Raw genomic sequence first — 21,053 nt, 5'->3', positions numbered from 1 at the left:
CGGTTACTCCACCGTCAGCAGCTTGGACTCGGCGACGGTCGCCGAAGCCTTCGCCTGGCCCTCGGCGCGCGCGATATAGCCCTTCGACTTCTCGACTTCGGACGACAGCGTGTTGACGGTCTGCTTCATCGAATCGAGCGCGCGCAGCTTGAACGCATCGACCTCGTCCATCGTATCGTAGATGTTCTGGAACGCGCGCTGCAGCGTCTCGAGCGGGATCGTGCTGGCGGCGGCCTGCTCGTGAATCTTGCCGGTCTGCTCGCGCAGCAGCTTCGACGTGCTGTCGATGATGTTCGCGGTCGTGGTGTTGAGCGCGGTGATCTGGTTCAGCACCAGCCGCTGGTTGGTCATCGCCTCGGCCACGGTGACCGCGGTGCGCAGCGCGCCGACGGTGGTGGTGCTGGCGCGGTCGACGCCCTTCACCAGCTCGACGTTGTTCTTCTTGACGAGGTCGAGGCTGAGGTAGCCCTGCACGCTGACCGCCATCTGGGTCAGCAGGTCCTGCGTCCGCTGGCGAACGTAGAACAGCGCGGTCTCGCGGATCGCCTTGGCCTTGGCCGGGTCGGTCGCGTCGAGCTCGGCGGCCTTGTCCTCCAGCTTCTCATCGAGCGTCTTGGAGATGTGAATCATCTGCTCGAGATTACCCATCGCCTCCCACAGCTTCTGCCGCTCGACGTCGATCGCGGCGTTGTCCATCAACAGCTCGTCCTTGCCGCTGGCGAGGTTGCCGAGGATCGACTGGATGTGCGTCTGGGCGGACTGGTAACTGCGGAAATAATTGGTCAGCTTGTTGCCGAACGGGATGATGCCGAGGATTTTCTTCGGCGTGCTGAGCGCGCCGCGCTTGCCGGGATCGAGGTCCTCGACCACCCGCCGCAGCTCGGCAAGATTGGCACCGACGCCTTCATCCTTGCTCATCGCCCGCACCGGCCGGTCGAGGAAGCGGTTCGAGTGCCCGGCCGCCGCCATGATTTCCTTGCGGCCCATGTTGGTGATCTGATCGACCTTGCGGCCGAACTCGGGCGAGTTGGCGTCCTGCGCCACCAGGTCGGCGACGAAAGCATCGGCCTTTTCCTCGAGCTTGGACTTCTTGTCCTCACCCACCGGGACGAGGCCCGAGGCCTTTTCGGCCGAAACCACCGGCACCGGATCGGGCGGGGTCAGGTTGAGGTCGGTCGCGGTTGCGGTCTGTGTCTCTGCCATGGGTCCTCTCAGGAACGCGCTGTGTTAGAATGATAAGACAGTCCGCGCGTGTTTCAAGCCCGTCTAGCACGCCAGACGCGAGGTTGAACCTTTTGTGCGTTGAGAATCAGGCCGCTTCGAGCAGCTTGATCGGCTCGATTTCGCCCGACAGGTACAGCCGCTTCGCCTTGGCGCGGCTGAGCTTGCCCGAGCTGGTGCGCGGCAAAGTGCGCGGCGGGACCAATTCGACCACGCAGTTCATGCCGGTGATCGAACGAACCTTGTCGCGGATCTGGTCGTGGAGGCGCACCCGTTCCTCGGGGTCCGAGACGCGGCAGTGGACCAGCACCGCGGGCACTTCCTCGCCGTTCTCCGCCTCGACCGAGAACGCCGCGATGTCGCCGTGGTTGAAGCCGGGCAATTGCTCGACCGCCCACTCGATGTCTTGCGGCCAGTGGTTCTTGCCGTTGATGATGATCATGTCCTTCGCCCGGCCGACGATGAACAGGTAGCCGTCGCCGAGGTAGCCCATGTCGCCGGTGTCGAGCCAGCCATCGACGAGGCAGTCGTTGGTCGCTTCCTCGTTGCGGAAGTACGAGTGCATCACGCTCTCACCGCGGCACCAGACCTTGCCGATCTGGTGGTCGCCCTTGAGCTGGCCCTGCTCGCCGCGAATCTCCACCTCCATGCCGGGAAGCGGCTTGCCGCAATTGACGATCGCCCGGTAGCGCGCCGGTCTGCTGAGGTCGCGGGGGGTGCCCGACAGGCGCTCTTCCTCGACCAGCTCGACCCGGATGCCTTCGCCCGGCGGCATCACGGTGACCGCCAGGGTGGCTTCTGCGAGACCGTAGCTCGGGGTGAATGCGCTCGCCTTGAAGCCCGCTTCGGCAAATGCGTTGACGAAGTTCTGCATCACGTCGGGCCGGATCATGTCCGCGCCGTTGCCCGCGGTGCGCCAGCGCGACAGGTCGAAGCGTTCTGAAACATGGCTCTGCGACGATATCCGGCGCGCGCAAATGTCGTAACCAAAGGTGGGCGAATAACTGAGCGTATGGCCCGGATTGCGGCTGATCAGGTCGAGCCACGCCAGCGGGCGGCGCGCGAAGTGCTCGGTCTTGAGATAGTCGCAGCTTACCTGGTTGGCGATCGGCGACAGGAAGCAGCCGACGAGGCCCATGTCGTGATACCACGGCAGCCAGCTAACCACCCGGTCGTCGCCGCCAAGGTCCACCCCGGTCGCGTGGCCGTAGAGGTTGTGCAGCAGCGCGCGGTGAGTGACCGCCACGCCGGTCGGAAAACGGGTCGATCCGCTCGAATACTGCAGGTAGCAGATGTCGTCGGGCTGGGCTTTCGGCAGGTCGCACTCGGGTGCTGGACCGTGCGCGAAATCCTCCCAGCTCATGCCTTCGCAGCCCTGCCGGTCGGCGGCGGCCTGTGCCATCTCGGCGATCTCCGCCGGGTAGAACAGGATCTTGGGGTCTGCGCTCTGCAGCTGGACCACCAGCTGGTCGATGTAGCCTTCCTTGCCGCCGAAGGTGGTCGGCAGCGGCAGCGGGACCGGCCAGGCGCCGGCATAGATGCAACCGCAGAACAGGGCGGCGAATTCGGCGCCGGTCTCGGCGATCAGCGCGACGCGGTCGTCCTTGCCGATGCCGGCGGCGATCAGGCGATAGGCCATCGCGATGCCGTCCTCGCGCATCTCGCGGAAGGTGTACGCGCGTTCCAGGTCGCCGCGCATGTCGTGGAAGTTGAGGCCCTTCTCGCTGCGGGCCGCGTAGTCGATCGCCTCGGCAAAAGTGCCGAAATCGGCCCTGCGGCGAGGCAGGGGGCAATCGTTCGGCGTTGGCTTCGGTTGCGTATCGGTCATGTGTGGAGCGAAACCCGTTGTCTGCGCGCCTCTTGCGGCGCTTGTTGCGTGCAGTTCGGTCGTGCGCGTCCAATAGCACGTTGGTCCAAGGTTTCCCAATCGTTACACAGTGTGGCACGATTATGGCGGAAGATGGCCGCCGATCGATCCCGTCCACCGCGCAAACCGCGCCCGCTCGACCCCGCGCGGCTGGAGGAACTGGCGCTCGCCTATGTCGCGCGGTTCGCGACCAGCGGAGGCAAGTTGGAGCAATACCTGATTCGCAAAGTCCGAGAGCGCGGCTGGGAGGCGGATCGCCCAGCCGACCCGCGCGGTATCGTGGAGCGATTCGTCGAACTCGGCTATCTCGACGATGAAGCCTACGCCCGCGCCAAGAGCGGCAGTCTGCTACGGCGCGGGTACGGCCAGCGCCGGGTCAACCAGGCGCTCACCGCCGCCGGCATCGCCGAAGAGGTGCGCGAGGAAGTCCGCGCCGGAGAGGCAGAGGAACGGCGCGCCGCGGTCGCGCTCGCTTCCCGCCGCCGCCTAGGGCCGTGGGGCCCGCCCGCCGACCGCGACGTCCGCCAGAAGCAATTCGCTGCGATGCTGCGCGCGGGCCATGGATTCGATGTCGCCCGCGCGGTAATCGACGCCGCCACGATCGACGCGGCCGAAGAATGGGCCGCCGAGCCCGAGGAGTCCCGATGATCCGTTCCTTCGCCATCGCCGCCGTCGCCGCGCTTGCGGCCTGTTCCCCGCAGCCCGCCACCGAGGCGACCCCCGCCGCGGCCGCCTCGGCGACGCACCCGGTCTCCGGCCTGCCGGTGGTGCCGCTCACCATCACCACCGCGAAGGGCAAGCATACGTTCCGGGTCGAGGTCGCGAAGACCGACGAGGAGCAGGCGCAAGGCCTCATGTTCCGCACCCAGCTCGGGCCGGACGAGGGCATGATCTTTCCCCGCGAACCGGTCGACGTGCCGAGCTTCTGGATGAAGAACACCCCGCTGCCGCTTGATATCATTTTCATCGGCACCGACCTCCGCGTGCTCAACATTGCCGCCAACACCGTGCCCTATTCGCTCACCCCCGTGAGCGCGGTCGGCATGTCTAGCGCGGTGCTGGAAATCCCCGGCGGGCGCGCCGCCGCGCTCGGGATCGGGCCGGGCGCGAAGGTCGATTGGTAGCGCTTGGCGCTCCGCATCGAATCGGCTAACCGCGCCGGCCATGGGCTTTTTCTCCAAGATCTTCACCTGGTGGGACGGCGCGACCATCGGCACTTCGCTGTGGAGCGCGCTGAACGGCGAGCAGGTCGGCACCGACCTTGCCGGCAACCGCTACTTTCGCGCCAAGAAGCGCGTGAAGGCGGGCCAGCCGTTCGCAGGGAGCGAGCGGCGCTGGGTGATCTACGCCGGTGCGAACGATGCCAGCAACGTGCCCGCCGAATGGCACGGCTGGCTGCACGGATCGGTCGACGGCGTACCCGAGAGCCGCCTGCCGCCTCCCCGCGTGTGGGAGGCCGATCACACTCCGAACGCCACCGGCACCGCTACCGCCTATCGCCCCCAAGGCGCGCTCGAGCGCGGCGGACGGCGCGCGGCGGCGTCGGGCGATTACGAGGCTTGGAGCCCGGACGCCTGACCGTGCGCGCGGGTTTCACCTTCTTGGGTCTGGCCGCGCTCGCCGCGTGTTCGAAGGGCCCGCCGCCCCCGCAGGCGGTTGAGACCGATATTCCCGAAGACTTGCGCTCGCCCGCGCTGGTGCGCCCCGTTGAGGCGGGCGAAGGGACGCCGATGAAGGATCGCGTCGCGGTTATCGGGGTACTCAACAAGCGCAACAACCTGTCGCGCGATTTCGAGATGAAGCCGGGCGACGCGCAGCGATGGGGTGATGTGATCGTCCGTCTCGCCGCCTGCGAACGGACCGCTCCGTGGGAGTTCCCCAAGCAGACCGGCGCCTTCGCCCAGGTGTTCGTGCGCGGCGCGCGCGACAACGATGGGTGGAAAAAGATCTTCTCGGGCTGGCTGTTCAAGGAGTCGCCCAGCCTCAACGTGGTCGAGCACCCGATCTATGACGTGTGGGTCAAGGACTGCAGAATGAGCTTCGCGGGCGACAAGCCCGCGCCCGAGGCTTCCGCTTCCAGCGCGCCGAAAGCCTCCGGCAGCGATGCCGCACCGGCTCCGTCGCCCACGCCAACGGCCTCGCCCAGCAACGCCACGTAGCGCTCCTGCGAAATCTCCACCGCGCCCAATGAGGCGAGGTGTTCGGTCATGAACTGACAGTCGAGCAGCCGCGCCCCCGCGCGGCGCAGCAGCGCAACGAGCCAGGTCAGCGCCACCTTGCTCGCATTGTCGGCCCGACTAAACATCGATTCGCCGCAGAACACCCCGCCGAAGCCGACGCCGTAGAGGCCGCCCACCAGCTCATCGCCCTGCCAGCACTCGATCGAATGCGCATGGCCCTCGCCGTGCAGCGCTCGGTAGCTCGCCATAATGCGCGCGCTGATCCAGCTTTCGGGATGATCGGGCCGCGGCTCGGCGCACTCGGCGATCACCTGGTCGAAAGCCGCGTCGCAGGTCACCGCGAAGCGCTCCTTGCGCACAACTTTCGCCAGCGAGCGCGACAGGCGGAACCCGTCGAGCGGGAGAATCGCCCGGTGCTTGGGCTCGACCCAGAATACTTCCGGGTCGTCGCGCCCGTCCGACATCGGGAAGATCCCATTGCGGTACGCGAGCAGCAATAGGTCGCTCGGAATGATGGGCAGGGCAGGCGCGTGCATCGGTACTGCATTCTAGCAGGTTTGGCCGCTTGCGATGCAGCGCTTTTGCACCTACAGGGCGCCTCCTCCAGCGCAGGGGTGTAGCTCAGCTGGTAGAGCATCGGTCTCCAAAACCGAGGGCCGTGGGTTCGAGTCCCTCCGCCCCTGCCAATTTTACCGGAACGTCTGCTTGCTGCCCGTTGGCCGCACTTGCTGACGAATTTTCGGACCCATGTCACAACCGGCATGGCCGGATCGTCTTGGTTTCGAGCGCTTCGACGCTTGTGACAAGGAGACCGATCTTGACCCCCCGCCTCGACAATCCATCCGCCCTCTTTCCCGCCGGCTTCAAGGCGATGGTCGCACTCGAACAAGCGCTCGCCCAGGCGATCGATCCGGAGCTGCTTGAACTCGTCAAGCTGCGCGCGTCGCAGATCAACGGCTGCGCCTTTTGCATCTACATGCACACCACCGACTTGCGGAAGCGCGGCGTCGACGAAATGAAGCTTTACCTCCTGAGCGCGTGGCGCGACTCCTATCTCTATTCCGATCGCGAGCGAGCGGCGCTGGGCTGGACCGAGGCGCTGACCCGCGTGGCGGACGATGGGGCGAGTGAAGAAGCATATGATGCCCTCGCGGCCCAATTCGACGAAGGGGAACGGGTGCAACTGACCTTCGCCATCGGCGCGATCAATGTCTGGAACCGGCTCCAGGTCGGCTTCCGTGTTGCCCATCCGCCGCGCGGTGCGACAATGCGCGCCGATGCAGCCTGATACCCGCCTGAGCGATTTCGAGGCGCAGCGGCCCCGGCTGCTGCGCCTCGCTTATCGCATGCTGGGCTCGCTGAGCGAAGCCGAGGATGTCGTCCAGGATGCCTGGCCGCGCTGGGCGGCGGTCGATGGCAAAATCGATGTGCCGGAGGCCTACCTGACCCGGATCGCGACTCGCCTCTGCCTGGATCGACTAAAGTCGGCGCGGGCGCGGCGCGAGGAATATGTCGGCGCGTGGTTGCCGGAGCCGCTCCTCCAGCAGGCCAGCGAAGAGGCCGTAGCCGACGATGTCACTCTGACGCTCATGATGGCGATGGAGCGGCTTTCACCGCTCGAACGCGCTGCTTTCCTGCTGCACGACATTTTCGATACGCCGCTGAACGAGGTGGCCGCCGTCCTCGAACGCGAACCGGCCGCCGTTCGCCAGCTTGCTTCCCGTGCCCGCCGCCACGTCCGCGAGGCGAGGCCGCGGTACACGCTGTCACCGCAAAGCGCGTCGGAGCTCGTGCGCGCGTTTCATGAGGCGAGCACGAAAGGCGACCTCAAGACCCTGAGCGGTATTCTTGCCGACGAAGTCGCCGTATTCTCCGATGGCGGCGGCAGAGTCGTCGCCTTCCGCAATGTCGTCCGCGGAATGGACCGTGTGCTCCGCCTGTTCCAGGGGCTGGCGCGCAAGGCGGCATATCGGCCGCAACTGCTGCGCATCGTTATGATCGATGGTCTTCCCGGCTTCGTCAGCATCGACCGCGGGGCAATCTTGCAGACAACCGCGCTCGAGGTCCGCGATGGAAAGATCACCGCGCTCTACATCGTGCGCAACCCCGATAAGCTTCGACACATCAAGGCGATGCTTGCGATGAGCGACCGCGATTCTCCCGAGAATCAGCGCGTTAGCAAGCGTTAGCCCGGGAACCACCGCGCTCGGGGAAACGTTGTACGCGATAGCCGGAGGGGCAATTCGGTTCAGGGAATTATACGCATGTCTGGTCTTTCTTACCGCAGCAGCAGGCCCGATACCTGGGTGCAGCCCCGCCCGTTCCATGACGCGTCGATGCGCTATCAGATGCACGGGCCCATTCGGCCGATGGAAGAGCCTGGGTTCCTCGCCCGTCTGTTCGGCTGGCGCTGAGCCCCAACACGCTTTGCAAACGCGATGAGCCGCGCCGCGGGCCGCCGGGCCTGCGGCGCGGCTTGATTTTGGCTGGAGCGGGGCCTAATGGCGATCCCGCTTTTTCCGACAGATGGAGCGCCTGCCTACCCTCCCGGTACCTTGAACCGGGGCGGCTCGGTTCCTTACTTGTAAGAGGCGACCCGATCCCGAGGAAGCAGCACATCCATTTGCAGGCGAGAGCTGACGTTATCATGGCCAAGACCAGCCCGGCGGAATTCTTCAACCAGGTGCGCGCCGAAGCGCGCAAGGTGGTGTGGCCGAGCCGTGAAGAGACGGTTCGCACCGCGATCTTCGTCGCCATCATGATGGTCATCCTCTCGGTCTTCTTCCTCGGCATCGACACTCTGTTCGGCGCGATCATGCGCTGGCTGCTGTCGCTCGCCTGACGCTTTCACAGGTAAACACGCACCCATGGCCCGCTGGTACATCATCCACGCCTATTCCGGCTTCGAGAACAAGGTTCGCGACGCGATCATCTCGGAGGCCGAGCGGCTCGGCCTGTCCGACGCGGTCGAGGCGGTCGAAGTCCCGACCGAAACGGTGACCGAGGTCAAGCGCGGCAAGAAGGTGCAGGTCGAGCGCAAGTTCATGCCCGGCTACGTCCTCGCCAAGCTGGTGATGACCGACGACGTCTACCACCTCGTCAAGAACACCCCGAAGGTGACCGGCTTCCTGGGCTCGGGCAACAAGCCGCAGGCGATCTCGGAACGAGATGCAGCCCGCTATTTCGGCGGGATGGAAGAAGCCAAGGCCGCGCCCAAGCGGCAAGTCCACGTCGATTACGAAATCGGCGACCAGGTCAAGGTCAACGCCGGCCCGTTCGCGAGCTTCAACGGCGTGGTCGAGGAGCTCGACTTCGACAAGCAGCGGGTCAAGGTCAGCGTGTCGATCTTCGGCCGCGCGACCCCGGTCGAGCTGGGCTTCGAGGAAGTCGAACTGGTCAAGTAAGCCGCGCGCCGGGCCGTCGGCTCAGCGCGCGCAGACCGCTTCGTTCAGGCTGCTCAGCCGGCTGGCATATTCCGGCATCGTCGCGATGCGCACGTTGGTCACGTTGCACTTGCGCAACTGGAACCGCACCTTGCGCGCGCGGAAATCCAGGCTGACCTTGCGAAAGGTCTCCATCAGGTCGGTGCCGAGCAGCAGCGACGGCTTGTGGCTGATCCCGAATACCTCGAACGGCGTCACGTCGGCGAAGGCGATCGGGACATTCTGCAACGTGACCGATCCCAGCTTGAGCTCGGGAATGCGAATGAGCTCAAGGTCGGAGACGACGCCCGTCACCCCAGCGACTTGGATCTTCTCGACCTTGCCCGAGTAGCGCTTCATCAGCTTATCGCGGAGCGCGGTGTTGCCGATGGTGACTTCCGAACCGGTGTCGACCACCGCATCGACCTGGGTCTGTCCCGCTTTGACCTGGGTGAGGATAAGCTGCCCGCGCTTGAGCCGGGCGGTGACGACGATCTCGCCGTCCATCTGCGGCATCGGCCGGCTGGCGTCGTCGACCGAGATCGTGCGCTTCTCGAAATCGAGCATCAGCCGCTGTTCGACCAGCGCATCGAGGCCGATCATGCCCTCGGCACCGATGTCGTATTCCTTGAGCACCGGTAGCCGCAGGTCCTGCACCGCCGTGGGGCCAAGCTCGATCTCGTCCACCACCACCCGGTCGACCATGCTGCTGTCGGTCACGCCGTTGAGCAGCACACGGCCGCCATGCTGCAAGTTGAGCGCGCTGGCGATGCGGGTGCCGATGACCGAGGTATCCGCACCGCTATCGACCACGAACCGATAGGGGCCGGTGCCGTTGACGTTGACCTCAACCGTCATCCGGCTGCGCAGCTTGCGCGCCGCAATATCCTCGCCGCCGACCGCCAGGCTGTCGTCGATCTCGGCGGTGGTCGGAACCGGCATGTGCGCGGCGGGGTCGATCGGCTTGGGCTTGGCGGCGTCGTCATCGGCGCCAAGCGCGGGACTCGTGAGCGCGAACCCGATTACGCCGCATGCTGCGAGCCAGGACCTCGGCTGAGCAATCAAGGTGGTCGATCTCATGGCACTAAGCTATCGGGTCCGCAGCCGAGGCGCCAGCACCGTTCGATGAACGGCCCTATGGCGCCTGCTCATGACTTGCTTTTGGACCCCTTCATGCGTAAGGGCCCGGCTCCCCACGCAACAGCACCGGGAATCCATGCGGGAGAGTCGCCTCGGGGCGTCTCGTTCGACCGCTTACCATGAGCCTGTCCAAGCGGCAGGCGACAGTGAGAAAGGAGGCCACTCGTGGCCAAGAAGATCGACGGCTATATCAAGCTGCAGGTGCCCGCGGGCGCCGCCAACCCGTCGCCGCCCATCGGTCCTGCCCTGGGCCAGCGCGGCGTCAACATCATGGAATTCTGCAAGGCGTTCAACGCGGCGACCGGCGAGATGGAAAAGGGCATGCCCATTCCGACCGTCATCACCGTGTTTGCCGACCGCAGCTTCACCTTCGTCACCAAGACGCCGCCGGCGAGCTTCCTGATCAAGAAGGCCGCCAACCTCAAGTCGGGCTCGAAGGAGCCGGGCAAGGTGACCGCGGGCAAGATCGCGCGCAGCGAGCTGAGCAAGATCGCCGAGCTGAAGATGGCGGACCTGAACGCGAACGACATCGACCAGGCGACCAAGATCATCGAGGGCTCCGCGCGCTCGATGGGCCTCGAAGTGGTGGAGGGCTGAGACGATGGCCAAGCTGACCAAGAAGGCGAAGGTTCTCGCCCAGATCGACCGCGACACGCTCTACAGCTTCGACGATGCGCTGAAGCTGCTGCGTGACAACGCCAGCAAGAAGTTCGACGAGACTCTCGAAGTCGCGATGAACCTCGGCGTCGACCCGCGCCACGCCGACCAGATGGTCCGCGGCATGGTGTCGCTGCCCGCCGGCACCGGCAAGACCGTCAAGGTCGCGGTGTTCGCGCGCGGCGACAATGCCGACAAGGCGCTCGCCGCCGGGGCCGACAAGGTCGGTGCCGAAGACCTGATGGAAGACATGCAGGCCGGCAACCTCGACTATGACCGCGTGATCGCGACCCCCGACATGATGGGCGTCGTCGGCCGTCTCGGTAAGGTGCTCGGTCCCAAGGGCCTGATGCCGAACCCCAAGCTCGGCACCGTGACCCCCAACGTGGAACAGGCCGTGAAGGACGCCAAGGGCGGCCAGGTCGAATTCCGCGTGGAGAAGCAGGGCATCATCCACTCGGGGCTCGGCAAGCTGTCGTTCTCGGACGAGGACCTGAAGAAGAACTTCGCGGCGCTGACCAGCGCGGTGGTGCGTTCGAAGCCGGCCGGCGCCAAGGGCAAGTACGTGCAGAAGGTGTCGCTCACCAGCACGATGGGCCCGGGCCTGAAGCTCGACACCGCCGAGGTGGAGGGCGCCTAAGCGCTTTACCTGAGGAACTAAAAAGAAGGGGCCGGTGGAGCGATCCGCCGGCCCTCTTTCTTTGCCTTCAGGTCAGGAGCGCGGTGCTGGCGACCAAGGCATGCTGCGCCCCGAGCCGCACGCCGCGGCTGTAGAGCGCGTTGGAGATTGCCTGCTCGATAATGCGTGCGCCGCCGCGCACTGGGTGATGCGGCAGCAGTGGACAGCCGTCGTTTGCCTCGGGCACCGCGGGCGGTTGATCGGCGAATGTGGCGCTGTGCGCGCCCGGCATCGCGGCGAGAGATTCGCAGAAGCGGCGAAAACGACGCTCGACCAGCCGGTTGATCCTGGTGCGGTCACGGCTCAGCAACTCGAAGCTGTGCGACACGAGCGTCATGCTCGCGGCGCCGGCGTCCCGCGCGTGGCCGAGCGCCGCGACCAGCTCGCGGCGCGAAAGGGCCGTCAGCTGACCGTGGCGGAGCCGGCGGCCGAAGGTCTCGATGCAGCCGACCGGGACCTCGATGACGCCGTTGTGCTGGCGCGGCAGACGGTCGTCCGAGGTGAGCGAGATAGCGCATGCGCCGGTGCCCGTCAGCGCGGGGCAGTGGCTGCTGTCGTAGGCGATCCCGAGCGCCGCCAAAGCCTCGAGAGTATCGTCGTTCGCGCCGTAGTTGCCCGCGCGGAAGGCAACCGGCTTCGGTGCCCCGGCCGCGACGAGCATATCGCGCGCAAATTCGAGAATGCGGAGCTGGTCGTCGAGCGCGAAGTCCTTGAGGTTGCGCCCGGTGCGCCCTCCGGTGAGTCGGCCGCCGGCATGGTCCAGCCACTCGGTGTGACAATGGAGCTGCACGTCGTGGCCGCGTGACACAATCGGCGCGACGACATCCTCGACCGCGGCGACGCCCCACAGCAGCGTGGGCATCGGATCGACGAAGAACACGCCCTTGAGGCCGTGCGCGTCCATCACCTCCATCTGGTGGATGATGCCGACCGCGCCGGCGGGCGTTTCGCAGGCGATCGAGCGGGCGAAGTTCTCGGCGCGCGTGCCGGGGGTGCCGTTCGCTCCCGGAAGGTGCGCGGCGTATTCGGTGTCGATGGTGAGATAGACCGCCGTCACCGCGCGGTTTGCTCCCTGCTGCCTCCACAGTGGCCTTAGCAGCGAAGCGTTAACGGGTGGTGGGCGCTCAGATCTCGTCCGGATGGACCGGATGGCCCGCTGCTTCGAGGGCTTGCGTCAATTCGGCGACGCAGCGATCGAGCACTTCGGCATCGGTCGAGCGGACGACGAAGTTCGCGCCCACGCGCCCGTCGCGGAAGAAGGGGTAGCTGCCGATCTGCACGCCCTCGTGATCGCGCTCGGCGGCGCGCAGGACATCGGCGACCTCGCTCTCGGGCACCCAGCAGCCGATCGTCCGGCTGAGCAGCGGCGCGCCGCCTTCGAGCTCGCCGGTCAGCGCGTCGAGCATGCCTGCGGTGATGTGCGGCACGCCCGCCATGATGAACAGGTTGCCGATGCGGATGCCCGGCGCGCCCGACATGCGGTTGGGGATGAGCTCTGCCCCCTCGGGCACGCGCGCCATGCGCAGCCGCGCCTCGGTCAAAGCCGTGCCGCGGCCGGTGTAGTAGCGTTCGAGCATCGCGCGCGCTTCGGGGTGGATGACCACCGGCACACCCAGCGCCTTGGCGATCGCGTCCACCGTGATGTCGTCGTGAGTCGGGCCGATGCCGCCGGTGGTGAACAGGTAGTCGTTCGCGGCGCGCAGTGCGTTCACTGCCTCGACGATCCGGTCCTCGACATCGGGGACCACCCGCACTTCTGCAAGGCGAATGCCCTGCACCTGCAGCCAACTCGCGACCTGGGCGATGTTCTTGTCGTGCGTGCGGCCCGACAGGATCTCATCGCCGATCACAACGAGCGCGGCGGTCCAGATGCGTTCCGATGCGGCCATGCGGCGGCGCTAAGCGATTTGTGCGCCGCTGCCTAGCTTACTCCGCCGCTTCGAGCTGCCGCTCCGCGTGCGCATCGACCCGGTCGAACTTGAGCACCCCGTCGTCAATCGGCGCGGTCGCCAACGCCTTGCGATCGAAGCGGTAGTCCTGGTTGAGGCGCCACGGCAGCGTGGTCGCGCTCTTGGGCATGATGTGCTTACCGCGCTGGATGTAGCCGCTGGAGAAATCGAACAGGTCGTCCTCTTCCAGCTTATGGTCGGCAGGCAGCACCGGATCGGCAACGTTGGCGCCGACCGCTTCCATGTGGTTGAGTACCTTGCAGACGAATTCGGAATTGATGTCCGCGCGCAGCGTCCAGCTCGCATTGAGGTAGCCGAACACCACCGAGAAGTTCGGCAGGTTCGAGAACATGCACCCCTTGTAGTAGAACCGCTCGGCAAAGTTCACCGGCACGCCGTCTTGGCTGATCGCGATCTTGCCCGCGACCGCGAGCTTAAGGCCGGTCGCGGTGATGATGATGTCGGCCGGGATACGGCGCCCGTCCTTCAAGAGCACCGCGTCCTTCTCGAACGCCTCGATATGGCCGGTGACCACCTCGGCCTTGTCCTGCCGGATCGCGGCAAACAGGTCGTCGTCGGGGACCAGGCAGAGGCGCTGCTCCCACGGGTTGTAGGGCGGGGTCCAGGTCTTGGCGTCGTAGCGGTCGCCGAGCGCATCCTTGATCCGCTTGTGCAGCGCTTCCTTGACCTTCTCGGGCGCCGAGCGGGCGCGCTTGAAGGCGACGTCCTGCAGCAGCACGTTTTTCCACCGTGTGATCTTGTAGGCGGTCTCTTCCGGCAGCCACTTGCGCAAGAAGTTCGCCAGCCCGTCCTTGGCGGGGCGCGAGAACATCCAGGTCGGCGTGCGCTGGAGCATGGTGACCTTGGCCGCCTTGTCGCTCATCGCAGGGACGATGGTCACCGCGGTCGCGCCCGACCCGATCACCACCACGTTCTTGCCGGTGTAGTCCATGTCCTTGGGCCAGAACTGGGGGTGGACCACCTGACCTTCGAACCGCGACAGGTCGAAGCCCGCGTCGTACGGGTCGTCGTAGTCGTAGTAGCCGGTGCCCAGATAGAGCCAATTGGCGGTCACCGTCTCCTGCCGTCCGCCGCGCTCGGTGGTGACGCGCCAGCACGCCTCGTCCGAGTGCCAGTCCGCCGCGACGACCTTGGTGTCGTAGGTGATCTTGTTACGGATCCCGCGCTCGTCGACGATGCGATGGAGGTATTCGAGGATCGCCGGCCCGTCGGCGATCGATTTTTCGTGCTTCCAGGGTTCGAACTTGAAGCCCAGCGTGTGCATGTCGCTGTCCGAGCGGATGCCGGGATAGCGGAACAGGTCCCACGTGCCGCCAAGGTCCGCGCGCCGTTCGAGCAGGGCGTAGCTGCGGTGCGGGCACATCATCTCGATGTGCGCGGCCATGCCGATGCCGGAGATTCCGGCGCCGACGATCAGCACGTCATGGTCGCAGGCGGTCAGGCTCATCATCACTCTCCCGGGTTGACGCGAACGTAAATTGTTCCGTTGCGTTGTGCAACGATTCCCTCCCCCGCGTGCGTATGCGGTTCGTCGAATGGCGGGGTGACGCGCAGCCAAGGGGCGCTTAAGCGTGCGCGCACATAAGACAGGGGACAGCCATGAAATACTCGGTCGCGTCGGTTCTCGCCGCGGTGCTCGCGATGTCGACGGCGCATGCGCAGGAAGGCCAGCCGGTTGCTTCGGACAAGCCGGTCGAGGCGACCGAGGCGCCCGAGAACGAGGCGACCGATCCGGTGGTCGATGCCAGCAAGCTGCCGCTTCCTGACAGTGGCCAGCCTGCTGCGACGACCCCCGCCAACGCAGACAAGGCGGCGGACGATAAGTGGGACGTCAATGCCCCGCGCGGCACCACATTGAAGCAGGTGCCGATCCGCACCGACGAGGGCACCTGGATGGACCTCGACGTTTCGCCCGACGGACGGACGATCGCCTTCTCGCTACTGGGCGATATCTACACGATGCCGATTGCCGGCGGCACACCGACCCGGATCGCGGAAGGGCTGGCGTGGGAAGTGCAGCCGCGCTTCTCGCCCGATGGCCGCCGCATCGCTTTCGTCACCGACCGCGGTGGCGGCGATAACATCTGGATCATGAACGCCGATGGCAGCGGCAAGGTGGCGCTGACCAAGGAAGACTTCCGCCTTCTCAATCAGCCGAGCTGGAGCCCCGACGGGCAGTATATTGTCGCCAAGAAGCACTTCACCACCGGCCGCTCGCTCGGCACGGGCGAAGTGTGGCTTTACCACGTGTCGGGTGGGGGCGGCGTGAAGCTCGTCGCCAAGCCCGACGACGTCTACCAGAAGGAGCTTGGCGAGCCGATCTTCGCGCCCGACGGCAAGTCGATCTATTTCACCAAGAACGTCACCCCCGGCCCGATCTTCGAATACGCGCAGGATTCGAACGGCGAGGTGTTCGATATCGAGCGCTACGAGATCGCCACCGGTGAGACCACGACCGCGGTCGGCGGGCTCGGCGGATCGGTCCGTCCGACCCCGTCGCCCGACGGCAAGCGGATCGCCTTCGTCCGCCGCGACAGCGGGCAGACCAGCCTGTGGGTCAAGGACATCGCCAGCGGCGTGGAGCGCGAGATCTACCACGACCTCGACCGCGACGTGCAGGAGACTTGGGCGGTGACCGGGGTCTATCCGAACATGGACTGGACGCCCGACGCCAAGTCGATCGTGTTCTGGGCCGGCGGCAAGATCCGCCGCGTGAGCGCGGATGGCGGCGAGGCGAGCGTGATCCCGTTCCGCATCGACGACACCCGCGCCATCGCCGACGCGCCGCACCCCCGTATCCCGGTCGGCGAGGACAGCTTCCAGACCAAGATGGTCCGCTTCGCCTCGGTCTCGCCCGACGGGCGCAACGTGGTGTACGAATCGCTCGGCCACCTGTGGCTGCGCCCAACCGCCGGCGGCACGCCCAAGCGGCTGGTCTCGGGCGGCGGCGACGCGCTGGAGCTCTACCCCGCGTGGTCGCGCGACGGATCGCGCATCGCCTATGTCTCGTGGACCGACCAGGGCCTCGGCAAGATCATGACCGTCGGCGCGGGCGGCGGCGCGGCCAAGGCGCTGACCACCCAGCCCGGGCACTATGCCAATCCGACGTTCTCTCCCGACGGCCGCACGATCGTGTTCGAGAAGCGCGGCGGCGGGTTCATGACTTCGCCCGACTGGTCGGAGAACCCGGGCGTCTACAGCGTCCCGGCGACCGGCGGCACCCCCCGGCTGGTGGTGCGCGGCACCGCCTCACCGCAGTTCGGCGCGGATGGCGATCGGCTGTTCATGGTCGCCAGCGCAGACGGCAAGCAGCAGCTCATCTCGACCGACCTCAACGGGGAAGCGCGCCGAGTGCATGCCGAGGGCGAGCTCGCCAACGACTTCCGGATTTCGCCCGACGGCCGGACGGTCGCATTCCGCCAGAACTACGAGGTGTTCGCGATGCCGCTGATGCCCGGCGGACAGGCAGTCGGTGTCGACGAGAAGGGCGGCGCGCTGCCGATCACCAAGGTTTCGGCGGGCGGTGCGGACTACATCAACTGGTCAAACGGCGGCTCGCAGCTGCACTGGAGCCTCGGCCCGACGGTGTACACCGCCGCCCGCTCGGCGTTCTTCGCCGACGCCCCGCAGGACAAGGACGCGCCCAAATTCGTGCCGCCGACAAGCGGCATCTCGCTCGAGCGCACGGTCGCAGCGGACAAGCATCGCGGCAACGTCGTGCTCTCGGGCGCCCGGGTCCTGACCATGACGGGGGAAGGTGCCGGCGCGATCGACGATGCCGTCGTGGTCATCGATGATGATCGCATTGTCGCAATCGGGCCGCGAGCGAGCACGCCGCTTCCCGCCGGCGCCAAGGTGATCGACGTGACCGGCAGGATCATCATGCCGGGTCTTGTCGATGCGCACGCTCACGGGCCGGAGGGCGAGGGCGACCTCGTCCCGCAGCAGAACTGGGCGTTGATCCAGGCGCTCGCGCTCGGCACCACCACGATGCACGACCCGAGCGCGTCGTCGAGCCAGATCTTTGTCGCCTCCGAGCGCCAGAAGGCCGGTGATCTCCTCGGCCCGCGCATCTTTTCGACTGGCGAGATCATCTACGGCGCCAAGGCGCCCGATGTGTACGCGCGCATCGACAGCTACGACGACGCGCTGGCGCACGTCAGCCGGATCAAGGCGCAGGGCGGTCACTCGATCAAGAACTACAACCAGCCGCGGCGCGAGCAGCGCCAGCAGGTCGCCGCCGCCGCGCGGGCGGAAAACATGCTCGACGTGGCCGAAGGCGGCAGCCTCTACGGCTTTGACATGAGCATGGTGGCCGACGGCATCTCCACCCTCGAGCACAACCTGCCGATCGAGCACATCTACGAAGATGCGCTGCAGATGTTCGGCCAGTCGAACACCAACAACACGCCGACGCTGGTGGTGACCTACGGCGGGCTGGCGGGCGATCCCTATTGGCGGCAGGCGACCAACGTGTGGGAAAATCCGCTGATGATCCACACGCCGCCCAAGCAGCTCCTCGCCGACAACGCGCGGCGGGTGAAGGCGCCCGAGTGGGCCTTCGTCGATGACGATAATGCGCGGGTCGCGAAGAAGCTCGCCGAGCGCGGGGTGAAGATCTCGATCGGCGCGCACGGCCAGCAGCCGGGGATCGCGGCACACTGGGAGCTGTGGAGCTTCGTGCGCGGGGGTTGGAGCCCGACCGAAGCGCTGCGTGCCGGGACGATCGTGCCCGCGCGGTCGCTGGGGATGGACCGCGACATCGGCAGTCTCGAGCCGGGCAAGCTCGCCGACCTCATCGTCCTCAACGCCGATCCGAGCGTCGATATCGCCAACTCGGACAAGATCGACCGGGTGATGCTCGGCGGCCGGCTCTACGATGCCAGGACGATGAACGAGGTCGAGACCGGCACTTACCGGCGCGCGCCGTACTGGTGGGAGGGCGGCGCGTCGGGAGGTTCGCAGTCGCCGGGTCACGCCGGGACGTTCGGCGACGGGTCGGGCGACTAGTTCGCGCGCACGTGCCGTAGGTAGCCGTCGACCTTGCTGCGCAGGGTCGACGCCTGCGCCTTGAGCTCGCTCGCCGAGCTCAGCACCTGCGAGGCGGTGGCGCCGGTCGAAAGCGCCGTCTCGCGCACCTGCACGACGTTGGCGCTCACCTCGCCGGTGCCGCGCGCGGCGGTGTCGATGTTGCGCGCCAGTTCCTGCCCCGCGACCGACTGTTGATCGACCGCCGAGGCGATCGACACCGCGGTCGATTCGAGCTGCTGCACCTGGCTGGCGATCGACTGCAACGCGCCGACGCTGGCGCCGGTCGATTCCTGCATCGCCTTGATCTGGCCGGCAATCTCTTCGGTGGCCTTGCTGGTTTGTGCCGCGAGTTCCTTGACCTCGCTAGCCACGACAGCGAACCCGCGGCCCGCCTCACCGCTGCGCGCCGCCTCGATCGAGGCGTTGAGCGCGAGCAGGTTGGTGCGCCGCGCGATCGAGCCGATCAGTTCGACGATCTCGCCGATTTGGTCCGCCGAGTGTGCCAAGGCCTTGACCGTCCCGTCGGCCTGTTCCGCCGCCGTGGTCGCCTCGCGCGCCAGCACCGCCGACTGCGCGGCCTGACGGCTGATCTCGCCGATCGACATCGCGAACTCGTCGCTCGCAGCGGCGGCGGCCGACACGCCCGACGAGGCATCGTTCATTGAGCGCGAGACGAGATCGATCTGATTGGCGCTCTGCTCGGCCGCGCCCGCCATCGAGCTTGCCGCGCCCTCGAGCTGGTCGGCGGCTGAGGCGACCGCGGTCACGACGTCGCTCACTTCGCGATCGAAGTCGGCGCTCAGCTGCAGCAGCATGCGCTTCTGCTCTTCGCGTGCCTGCTTGCGGCCTTCGAACATCTCGTCGAGCTTGTACCCCGACTTCACGAACACCTCGAACGCTCGCGCCATGCTGCCGATCTCGTCGGTGCGATCGAGGTAGCGCAGCTTGTGCCCGCGGTTGCCGGTGGCAAGGCTCGCCATGTCATCGGTGAGCTCGCGCAATGGCCCGGCAGTGTCGATCACCCCGCGCCGCAGCGCCATGCCGATCATCACCACGGTGAACGCCCACAGCGCACCGATCGCCGCCATCACGGGACCCGCGCCGGTGACCTCGCTTGCCCCCAGTACCCAGAAGAAGCCGGCCGTCACAAAGGTCAGCGAGGCCAGCGGCACGCCGGCCAGCAGCTTGAACTTGCGGTCGAGCGGCAGGTTATTGAACCACGCCTGCAGCGGCTGGCGCTCAGCGGTGCCCGCGACGGCGCCATCGGCGAGCGTCACACTCGCGATTTCCTCGCTCAGGGTCTCGGCTTCGAAAGTGGTAATCGCGTTCATGCTGCCCTCGATGCTGCGCGGCTTGCAGGTTTGCCCAGATGATCCGCCACTTCGTGGGCGGGCATCGCCTTGTAATAGAGCCAGCCCTGGATCTGGTCGCACCCGGCGGCGCGGACCAGATCGGCCTGCTCTTCGGTCTCGACCCCTTCGGCCGTGACATCCATTTTCATCGCCCGCGCGACCGAAATGCTCGACAGCATCATCGCGCGGCTGCCCTCGTCGGCCTGCGCCTGCGTCACCAGCGAGCGGTCGAGCTTGAGCTTCTCGAACCGGAACTGGCGCAGGAAGCCGATCGAGGCGTAGCCAGTGCCGAAGTCGTCGAGCGAGATGTTGACCCCGAAATCTCGGATCACGTTAAGGCTGCGCTCGGCGATGACGGGGTCGATCACGAGGCAGGTCTCGGTAATTTCCAGCTCCAGCCGCTCGGGCGCGAAGCCGGTTTCCTCGAGTATCTGGCCGAGCTGGATCGGGAATTCCGGGTTGCGCAACTGCGCGGCCGAGATGTTGACCGACAGTTTGATCGATGGCCACGCCAGTGCATCGCGGCAAGCGCGCTCGATCACCCACAGGCCGATGCCGTTGATGAGGCCCGATTCCTCGGCCACCGGGATGAATACGTTCGGGCCGATCTTCTTGCCATCCGGCCGTTCCCAGCGCAGCAGCGATTCCACCGCCACGATCGCGCCGGAGCGTGCATCGACCAGGGGTTGATAGACCACCTCGAACTCGCCCTTGGCGAGCGCTCCGCGCAGTTCCTCGTCGAGCTGCTGGGTGGCTTCGCGGCTGCGGTCGAAGTCATCGGTGAACCAGGTGCAGCGCATCTTGCCGCCGCGCTTGGAGGCGTACATCGCCACGTCGGCCCGGCGCAGCAGCTCCGACGAACCGAGGCCGTCATGCCCGGTCGAGCGCGACAGGCCGACGCTCGCGCCGAGGAGGATGCGGCGATCCTCCAGCGGGACGGGCGCGCCGAGCCGGTCGATCAGGGTGCGACAGATGCCTTCCAGGATCGTGCCCGCGACCGGCCCCACCTTGAGCATCGCGAACTCATCGCCGCCGAGGCGATAGCAGCGCGCCTCGCTGCCGCAGATTTCCTGCAGCACCTGGGCGATCTCGATCAGGACGTGATCGCCGACGACGTGGCCGTAGTGATCGTTGACCAGCTTGAACCCGTCGAGGTCGATCAGCGCGACCGCCAGCTCTTCTCCGGGCTGGGCGAAGCGCGCGGCCTCTTCATGCAGTGCGCGCCGGTTGGGCAGCCCGCTCAGGCTGTCGGTGCGCCCCAGGTCTTCGAGGCGAACAATGTGCGTCAGGCCGAACTTGCCGAGCAGCATGACGGCGATGGCGTAGATGGTGACACAGATGCCGACGATCCACACCGCGTTGTCGTGCGACAGCCGTGCATCGAGCACGAACAGGCTCGCGAACACGCCGAAGATGCCGGACAGGATCACGAGCGGCGCGAACACGAGGGCGCGCGGTCCCAGTGCCAGTTTTCCACCCCGTGCGTTCACCGCGACCCCCCAAGGCGCTGCCGAAGACCGACGCCGGGTGAAGT

Annotated in this window: 20 protein-coding genes, 1 tRNA gene and 1 pseudogene; 13 read left to right on the top strand and 9 right to left on the bottom strand. The window is 66.5% G+C overall.

What is annotated here, in order from left to right; genetic code table 11:
• Positions 1 to 3: 3 nt before the first annotated feature.
• Together ELY12_RS06695 and ELY12_RS06690 are read right to left on the bottom strand one after the other, a co-directional pair.
• Positions 4 to 1,203, bottom strand: a complete 1,200-nt coding sequence (locus ELY12_RS06695; RefSeq protein ID WP_126175920.1) for a toxic anion resistance protein — start codon at positions 1,201 to 1,203, stop codon at positions 4 to 6.
• A gap of 106 nt (positions 1,204 to 1,309) precedes the next feature.
• Positions 1,310 to 3,049, bottom strand: coding sequence for a fatty acyl-AMP ligase (locus tag ELY12_RS06690; protein WP_126175919.1), 1,740 nt, complete (start codon positions 3,047 to 3,049; stop codon positions 1,310 to 1,312).
• 132 nt (positions 3,050 to 3,181) lie between these two features.
• Between ELY12_RS06690 and ELY12_RS06685 the strand changes: the two genes are divergently transcribed.
• The 4 genes and pseudogenes from ELY12_RS06685 to ELY12_RS14485 all read left to right on the top strand — a co-directional run.
• Entirely contained in the window at positions 3,182 to 3,736 is a 555-nt protein-coding gene (locus ELY12_RS06685; protein ID WP_126175918.1) for a regulatory protein RecX, read from the top strand.
• A complete protein-coding gene (locus tag ELY12_RS06680; protein ID WP_126175917.1) occupies positions 3,733 to 4,212 on the top strand; it encodes a DUF192 domain-containing protein in 480 nt (159 codons plus the stop codon). The genes ELY12_RS06685 and ELY12_RS06680 overlap by 4 nt, the downstream gene beginning before the upstream one ends.
• A 40-nt stretch (positions 4,213 to 4,252) precedes the next feature.
• Complete coding sequence (locus ELY12_RS06675; RefSeq protein ID WP_126175916.1) at positions 4,253 to 4,666, top strand: NADH:ubiquinone oxidoreductase subunit NDUFA12; 414 nt, start codon at positions 4,253 to 4,255, stop codon at positions 4,664 to 4,666.
• Between the two features lie 152 nt (positions 4,667 to 4,818).
• Positions 4,819 to 5,058, top strand: a pseudogene (locus ELY12_RS14485) (DUF2155 domain-containing protein); the annotation flags it as partial.
• A gap of 35 nt (positions 5,059 to 5,093) precedes the next feature.
• Here ELY12_RS14485 and aat read toward each other — a convergent pair.
• The gene (gene aat, locus ELY12_RS06665) at positions 5,094 to 5,804 is read right to left on the bottom strand and encodes a leucyl/phenylalanyl-tRNA--protein transferase (RefSeq protein WP_164549431.1); all 711 of its coding nucleotides are present in this window, start codon (positions 5,802 to 5,804) and stop codon (positions 5,094 to 5,096) included.
• Between the two features lie 74 nt (positions 5,805 to 5,878).
• On the opposite strand from aat, the gene ELY12_RS06660 reads away from it, so the two are divergent.
• The 6 genes from ELY12_RS06660 (at position 5,879) to nusG (ending at position 8,672) form a co-directional block, all read left to right on the top strand.
• A tRNA-Trp gene (locus tag ELY12_RS06660) sits at positions 5,879 to 5,954 on the top strand.
• A gap of 131 nt (positions 5,955 to 6,085) precedes the next feature.
• The gene (locus ELY12_RS06655; protein WP_126175915.1) at positions 6,086 to 6,556 is read left to right on the top strand and encodes a carboxymuconolactone decarboxylase family protein; all 471 of its coding nucleotides are present in this window, start codon (positions 6,086 to 6,088) and stop codon (positions 6,554 to 6,556) included.
• Positions 6,546 to 7,457, top strand: a complete 912-nt coding sequence (locus ELY12_RS06650) for a sigma-70 family RNA polymerase sigma factor (RefSeq protein WP_126175914.1) — start codon at positions 6,546 to 6,548, stop codon at positions 7,455 to 7,457. Before ELY12_RS06655 ends, ELY12_RS06650 begins: the two co-directional genes overlap by 11 nt.
• A 75-nt stretch (positions 7,458 to 7,532) precedes the next feature.
• Positions 7,533 to 7,682: a hypothetical protein gene (locus tag ELY12_RS14280; RefSeq protein WP_164549430.1), complete on the top strand. Its 150-nt coding sequence runs from the start codon at positions 7,533 to 7,535 to the stop codon at positions 7,680 to 7,682.
• Positions 7,683 to 7,915: 233 nt separating this feature from the next.
• Complete coding sequence (secE, locus tag ELY12_RS06645) at positions 7,916 to 8,110, top strand: preprotein translocase subunit SecE (protein WP_126175913.1); 195 nt, start codon at positions 7,916 to 7,918, stop codon at positions 8,108 to 8,110.
• Positions 8,111 to 8,135: 25 nt separating this feature from the next.
• A complete protein-coding gene (gene nusG / locus ELY12_RS06640; protein WP_126175912.1) occupies positions 8,136 to 8,672 on the top strand; it encodes a transcription termination/antitermination protein NusG in 537 nt (178 codons plus the stop codon).
• A 21-nt stretch (positions 8,673 to 8,693) separates the two neighbouring features.
• On the opposite strand, the gene ELY12_RS06635 is transcribed toward nusG, so the two are convergent.
• Complete coding sequence (locus ELY12_RS06635) at positions 8,694 to 9,770, bottom strand: retroviral-like aspartic protease family protein (RefSeq protein WP_126175911.1); 1,077 nt, start codon at positions 9,768 to 9,770, stop codon at positions 8,694 to 8,696.
• 225 nt (positions 9,771 to 9,995) lie between these two features.
• Here ELY12_RS06635 and rplK point away from each other — a divergent pair, with 225 nt between their 5' ends.
• Entirely contained in the window at positions 9,996 to 10,427 is a 432-nt protein-coding gene (gene rplK / locus ELY12_RS06630; RefSeq protein WP_126175910.1) for a 50S ribosomal protein L11, read from the top strand.
• A gap of 4 nt (positions 10,428 to 10,431) precedes the next feature.
• On the top strand, positions 10,432 to 11,127 hold the full coding sequence (gene rplA, locus ELY12_RS06625; protein ID WP_126175909.1) for a 50S ribosomal protein L1: 696 nt from the start codon (positions 10,432 to 10,434) through the stop codon (positions 11,125 to 11,127).
• A gap of 67 nt (positions 11,128 to 11,194) precedes the next feature.
• Here rplA and ELY12_RS06620 read toward each other — a convergent pair whose 3' ends face one another.
• The 3 genes from ELY12_RS06620 to ELY12_RS06610 form a co-directional block, all read right to left on the bottom strand.
• Positions 11,195 to 12,223, bottom strand: coding sequence for a polysaccharide deacetylase family protein (locus ELY12_RS06620; RefSeq protein WP_126175908.1), 1,029 nt, complete (start codon positions 12,221 to 12,223; stop codon positions 11,195 to 11,197).
• Between the two features lie 67 nt (positions 12,224 to 12,290).
• Positions 12,291 to 13,055: a competence/damage-inducible protein A gene (locus tag ELY12_RS06615; protein ID WP_126175907.1), complete on the bottom strand. Its 765-nt coding sequence runs from the start codon at positions 13,053 to 13,055 to the stop codon at positions 12,291 to 12,293.
• Positions 13,056 to 13,092: 37 nt separating this feature from the next.
• Positions 13,093 to 14,583, bottom strand: a complete 1,491-nt coding sequence (locus ELY12_RS06610) for a flavin-containing monooxygenase (protein ID WP_241229756.1) — start codon at positions 14,581 to 14,583, stop codon at positions 13,093 to 13,095.
• Positions 14,584 to 14,735: 152 nt separating this feature from the next.
• Between ELY12_RS06610 and ELY12_RS06605 the strand changes: the two genes are divergently transcribed.
• Entirely contained in the window at positions 14,736 to 18,146 is a 3,411-nt protein-coding gene (locus tag ELY12_RS06605; RefSeq protein WP_126175905.1) for an amidohydrolase family protein, read from the top strand.
• Here the strand turns inward: ELY12_RS06605 and ELY12_RS06600 are convergent.
• Together ELY12_RS06600 and ELY12_RS06595 are read right to left on the bottom strand one after the other, a co-directional pair.
• Positions 18,143 to 19,498 (bottom strand): methyl-accepting chemotaxis protein, encoded by a 1,356-nt coding sequence (locus ELY12_RS06600; protein WP_164549429.1) that lies wholly within the window; start codon positions 19,496 to 19,498, stop codon positions 18,143 to 18,145. The two genes, ELY12_RS06605 and ELY12_RS06600, sit on opposite strands and share 4 nt — an antisense overlap.
• Complete coding sequence (locus tag ELY12_RS06595; protein ID WP_241229755.1) at positions 19,495 to 21,009, bottom strand: putative bifunctional diguanylate cyclase/phosphodiesterase; 1,515 nt, start codon at positions 21,007 to 21,009, stop codon at positions 19,495 to 19,497. The genes ELY12_RS06600 and ELY12_RS06595 overlap by 4 nt, the downstream gene beginning before the upstream one ends.
• Between the last annotated feature and the right edge of the window lie 44 nt (positions 21,010 to 21,053).

It is taken from the genome of Tsuneonella rigui (assembly GCF_003958625.1).
Taxonomy (GTDB): Bacteria; Pseudomonadota; Alphaproteobacteria; order Sphingomonadales; family Sphingomonadaceae; genus Tsuneonella; species Tsuneonella rigui.
This window is presented reverse-complemented; position numbering and strand designations above follow the sequence as displayed.

Excerpts from the sequence above, each read along its gene's own strand:
- ELY12_RS06695 (WP_126175920.1), bottom strand. The coding sequence starts at position 1,203 with ATGGCAGAGACACAGACCGCAACCGCGACCGACCTCAACCTGACCCCG.
- ELY12_RS06690 (WP_126175919.1), bottom strand. The coding sequence starts at position 3,049 with ATGACCGATACGCAACCGAAGCCAACGCCGAACGATTGCCCCCTGCCT.
- ELY12_RS06685 (WP_126175918.1), top strand. The coding sequence starts at position 3,182 with ATGGCCGCCGATCGATCCCGTCCACCGCGCAAACCGCGCCCGCTCGAC.
- ELY12_RS06680 (WP_126175917.1), top strand. The coding sequence starts at position 3,733 with ATGATCCGTTCCTTCGCCATCGCCGCCGTCGCCGCGCTTGCGGCCTGT.
- ELY12_RS06675 (WP_126175916.1), top strand. The coding sequence starts at position 4,253 with ATGGGCTTTTTCTCCAAGATCTTCACCTGGTGGGACGGCGCGACCATC.
- aat (WP_164549431.1), bottom strand. The coding sequence starts at position 5,804 with ATGCACGCGCCTGCCCTGCCCATCATTCCGAGCGACCTATTGCTGCTC.
- ELY12_RS06650 (WP_126175914.1), top strand. The coding sequence starts at position 6,546 with ATGCAGCCTGATACCCGCCTGAGCGATTTCGAGGCGCAGCGGCCCCGG.
- ELY12_RS14280 (WP_164549430.1), top strand. The coding sequence starts at position 7,533 with ATGTCTGGTCTTTCTTACCGCAGCAGCAGGCCCGATACCTGGGTGCAG.
- secE (WP_126175913.1), top strand. The coding sequence starts at position 7,916 with ATGGCCAAGACCAGCCCGGCGGAATTCTTCAACCAGGTGCGCGCCGAA.
- nusG (WP_126175912.1), top strand. The coding sequence starts at position 8,136 with ATGGCCCGCTGGTACATCATCCACGCCTATTCCGGCTTCGAGAACAAG.
- ELY12_RS06635 (WP_126175911.1), bottom strand. The coding sequence starts at position 9,770 with ATGAGATCGACCACCTTGATTGCTCAGCCGAGGTCCTGGCTCGCAGCA.
- rplA (WP_126175909.1), top strand. The coding sequence starts at position 10,432 with ATGGCCAAGCTGACCAAGAAGGCGAAGGTTCTCGCCCAGATCGACCGC.
- ELY12_RS06615 (WP_126175907.1), bottom strand. The coding sequence starts at position 13,055 with ATGGCCGCATCGGAACGCATCTGGACCGCCGCGCTCGTTGTGATCGGC.
- ELY12_RS06610 (WP_241229756.1), bottom strand. The coding sequence starts at position 14,583 with ATGAGCCTGACCGCCTGCGACCATGACGTGCTGATCGTCGGCGCCGGA.
- ELY12_RS06605 (WP_126175905.1), top strand. The coding sequence starts at position 14,736 with ATGAAATACTCGGTCGCGTCGGTTCTCGCCGCGGTGCTCGCGATGTCG.
- ELY12_RS06600 (WP_164549429.1), bottom strand. The coding sequence starts at position 19,498 with ATGAACGCGATTACCACTTTCGAAGCCGAGACCCTGAGCGAGGAAATC.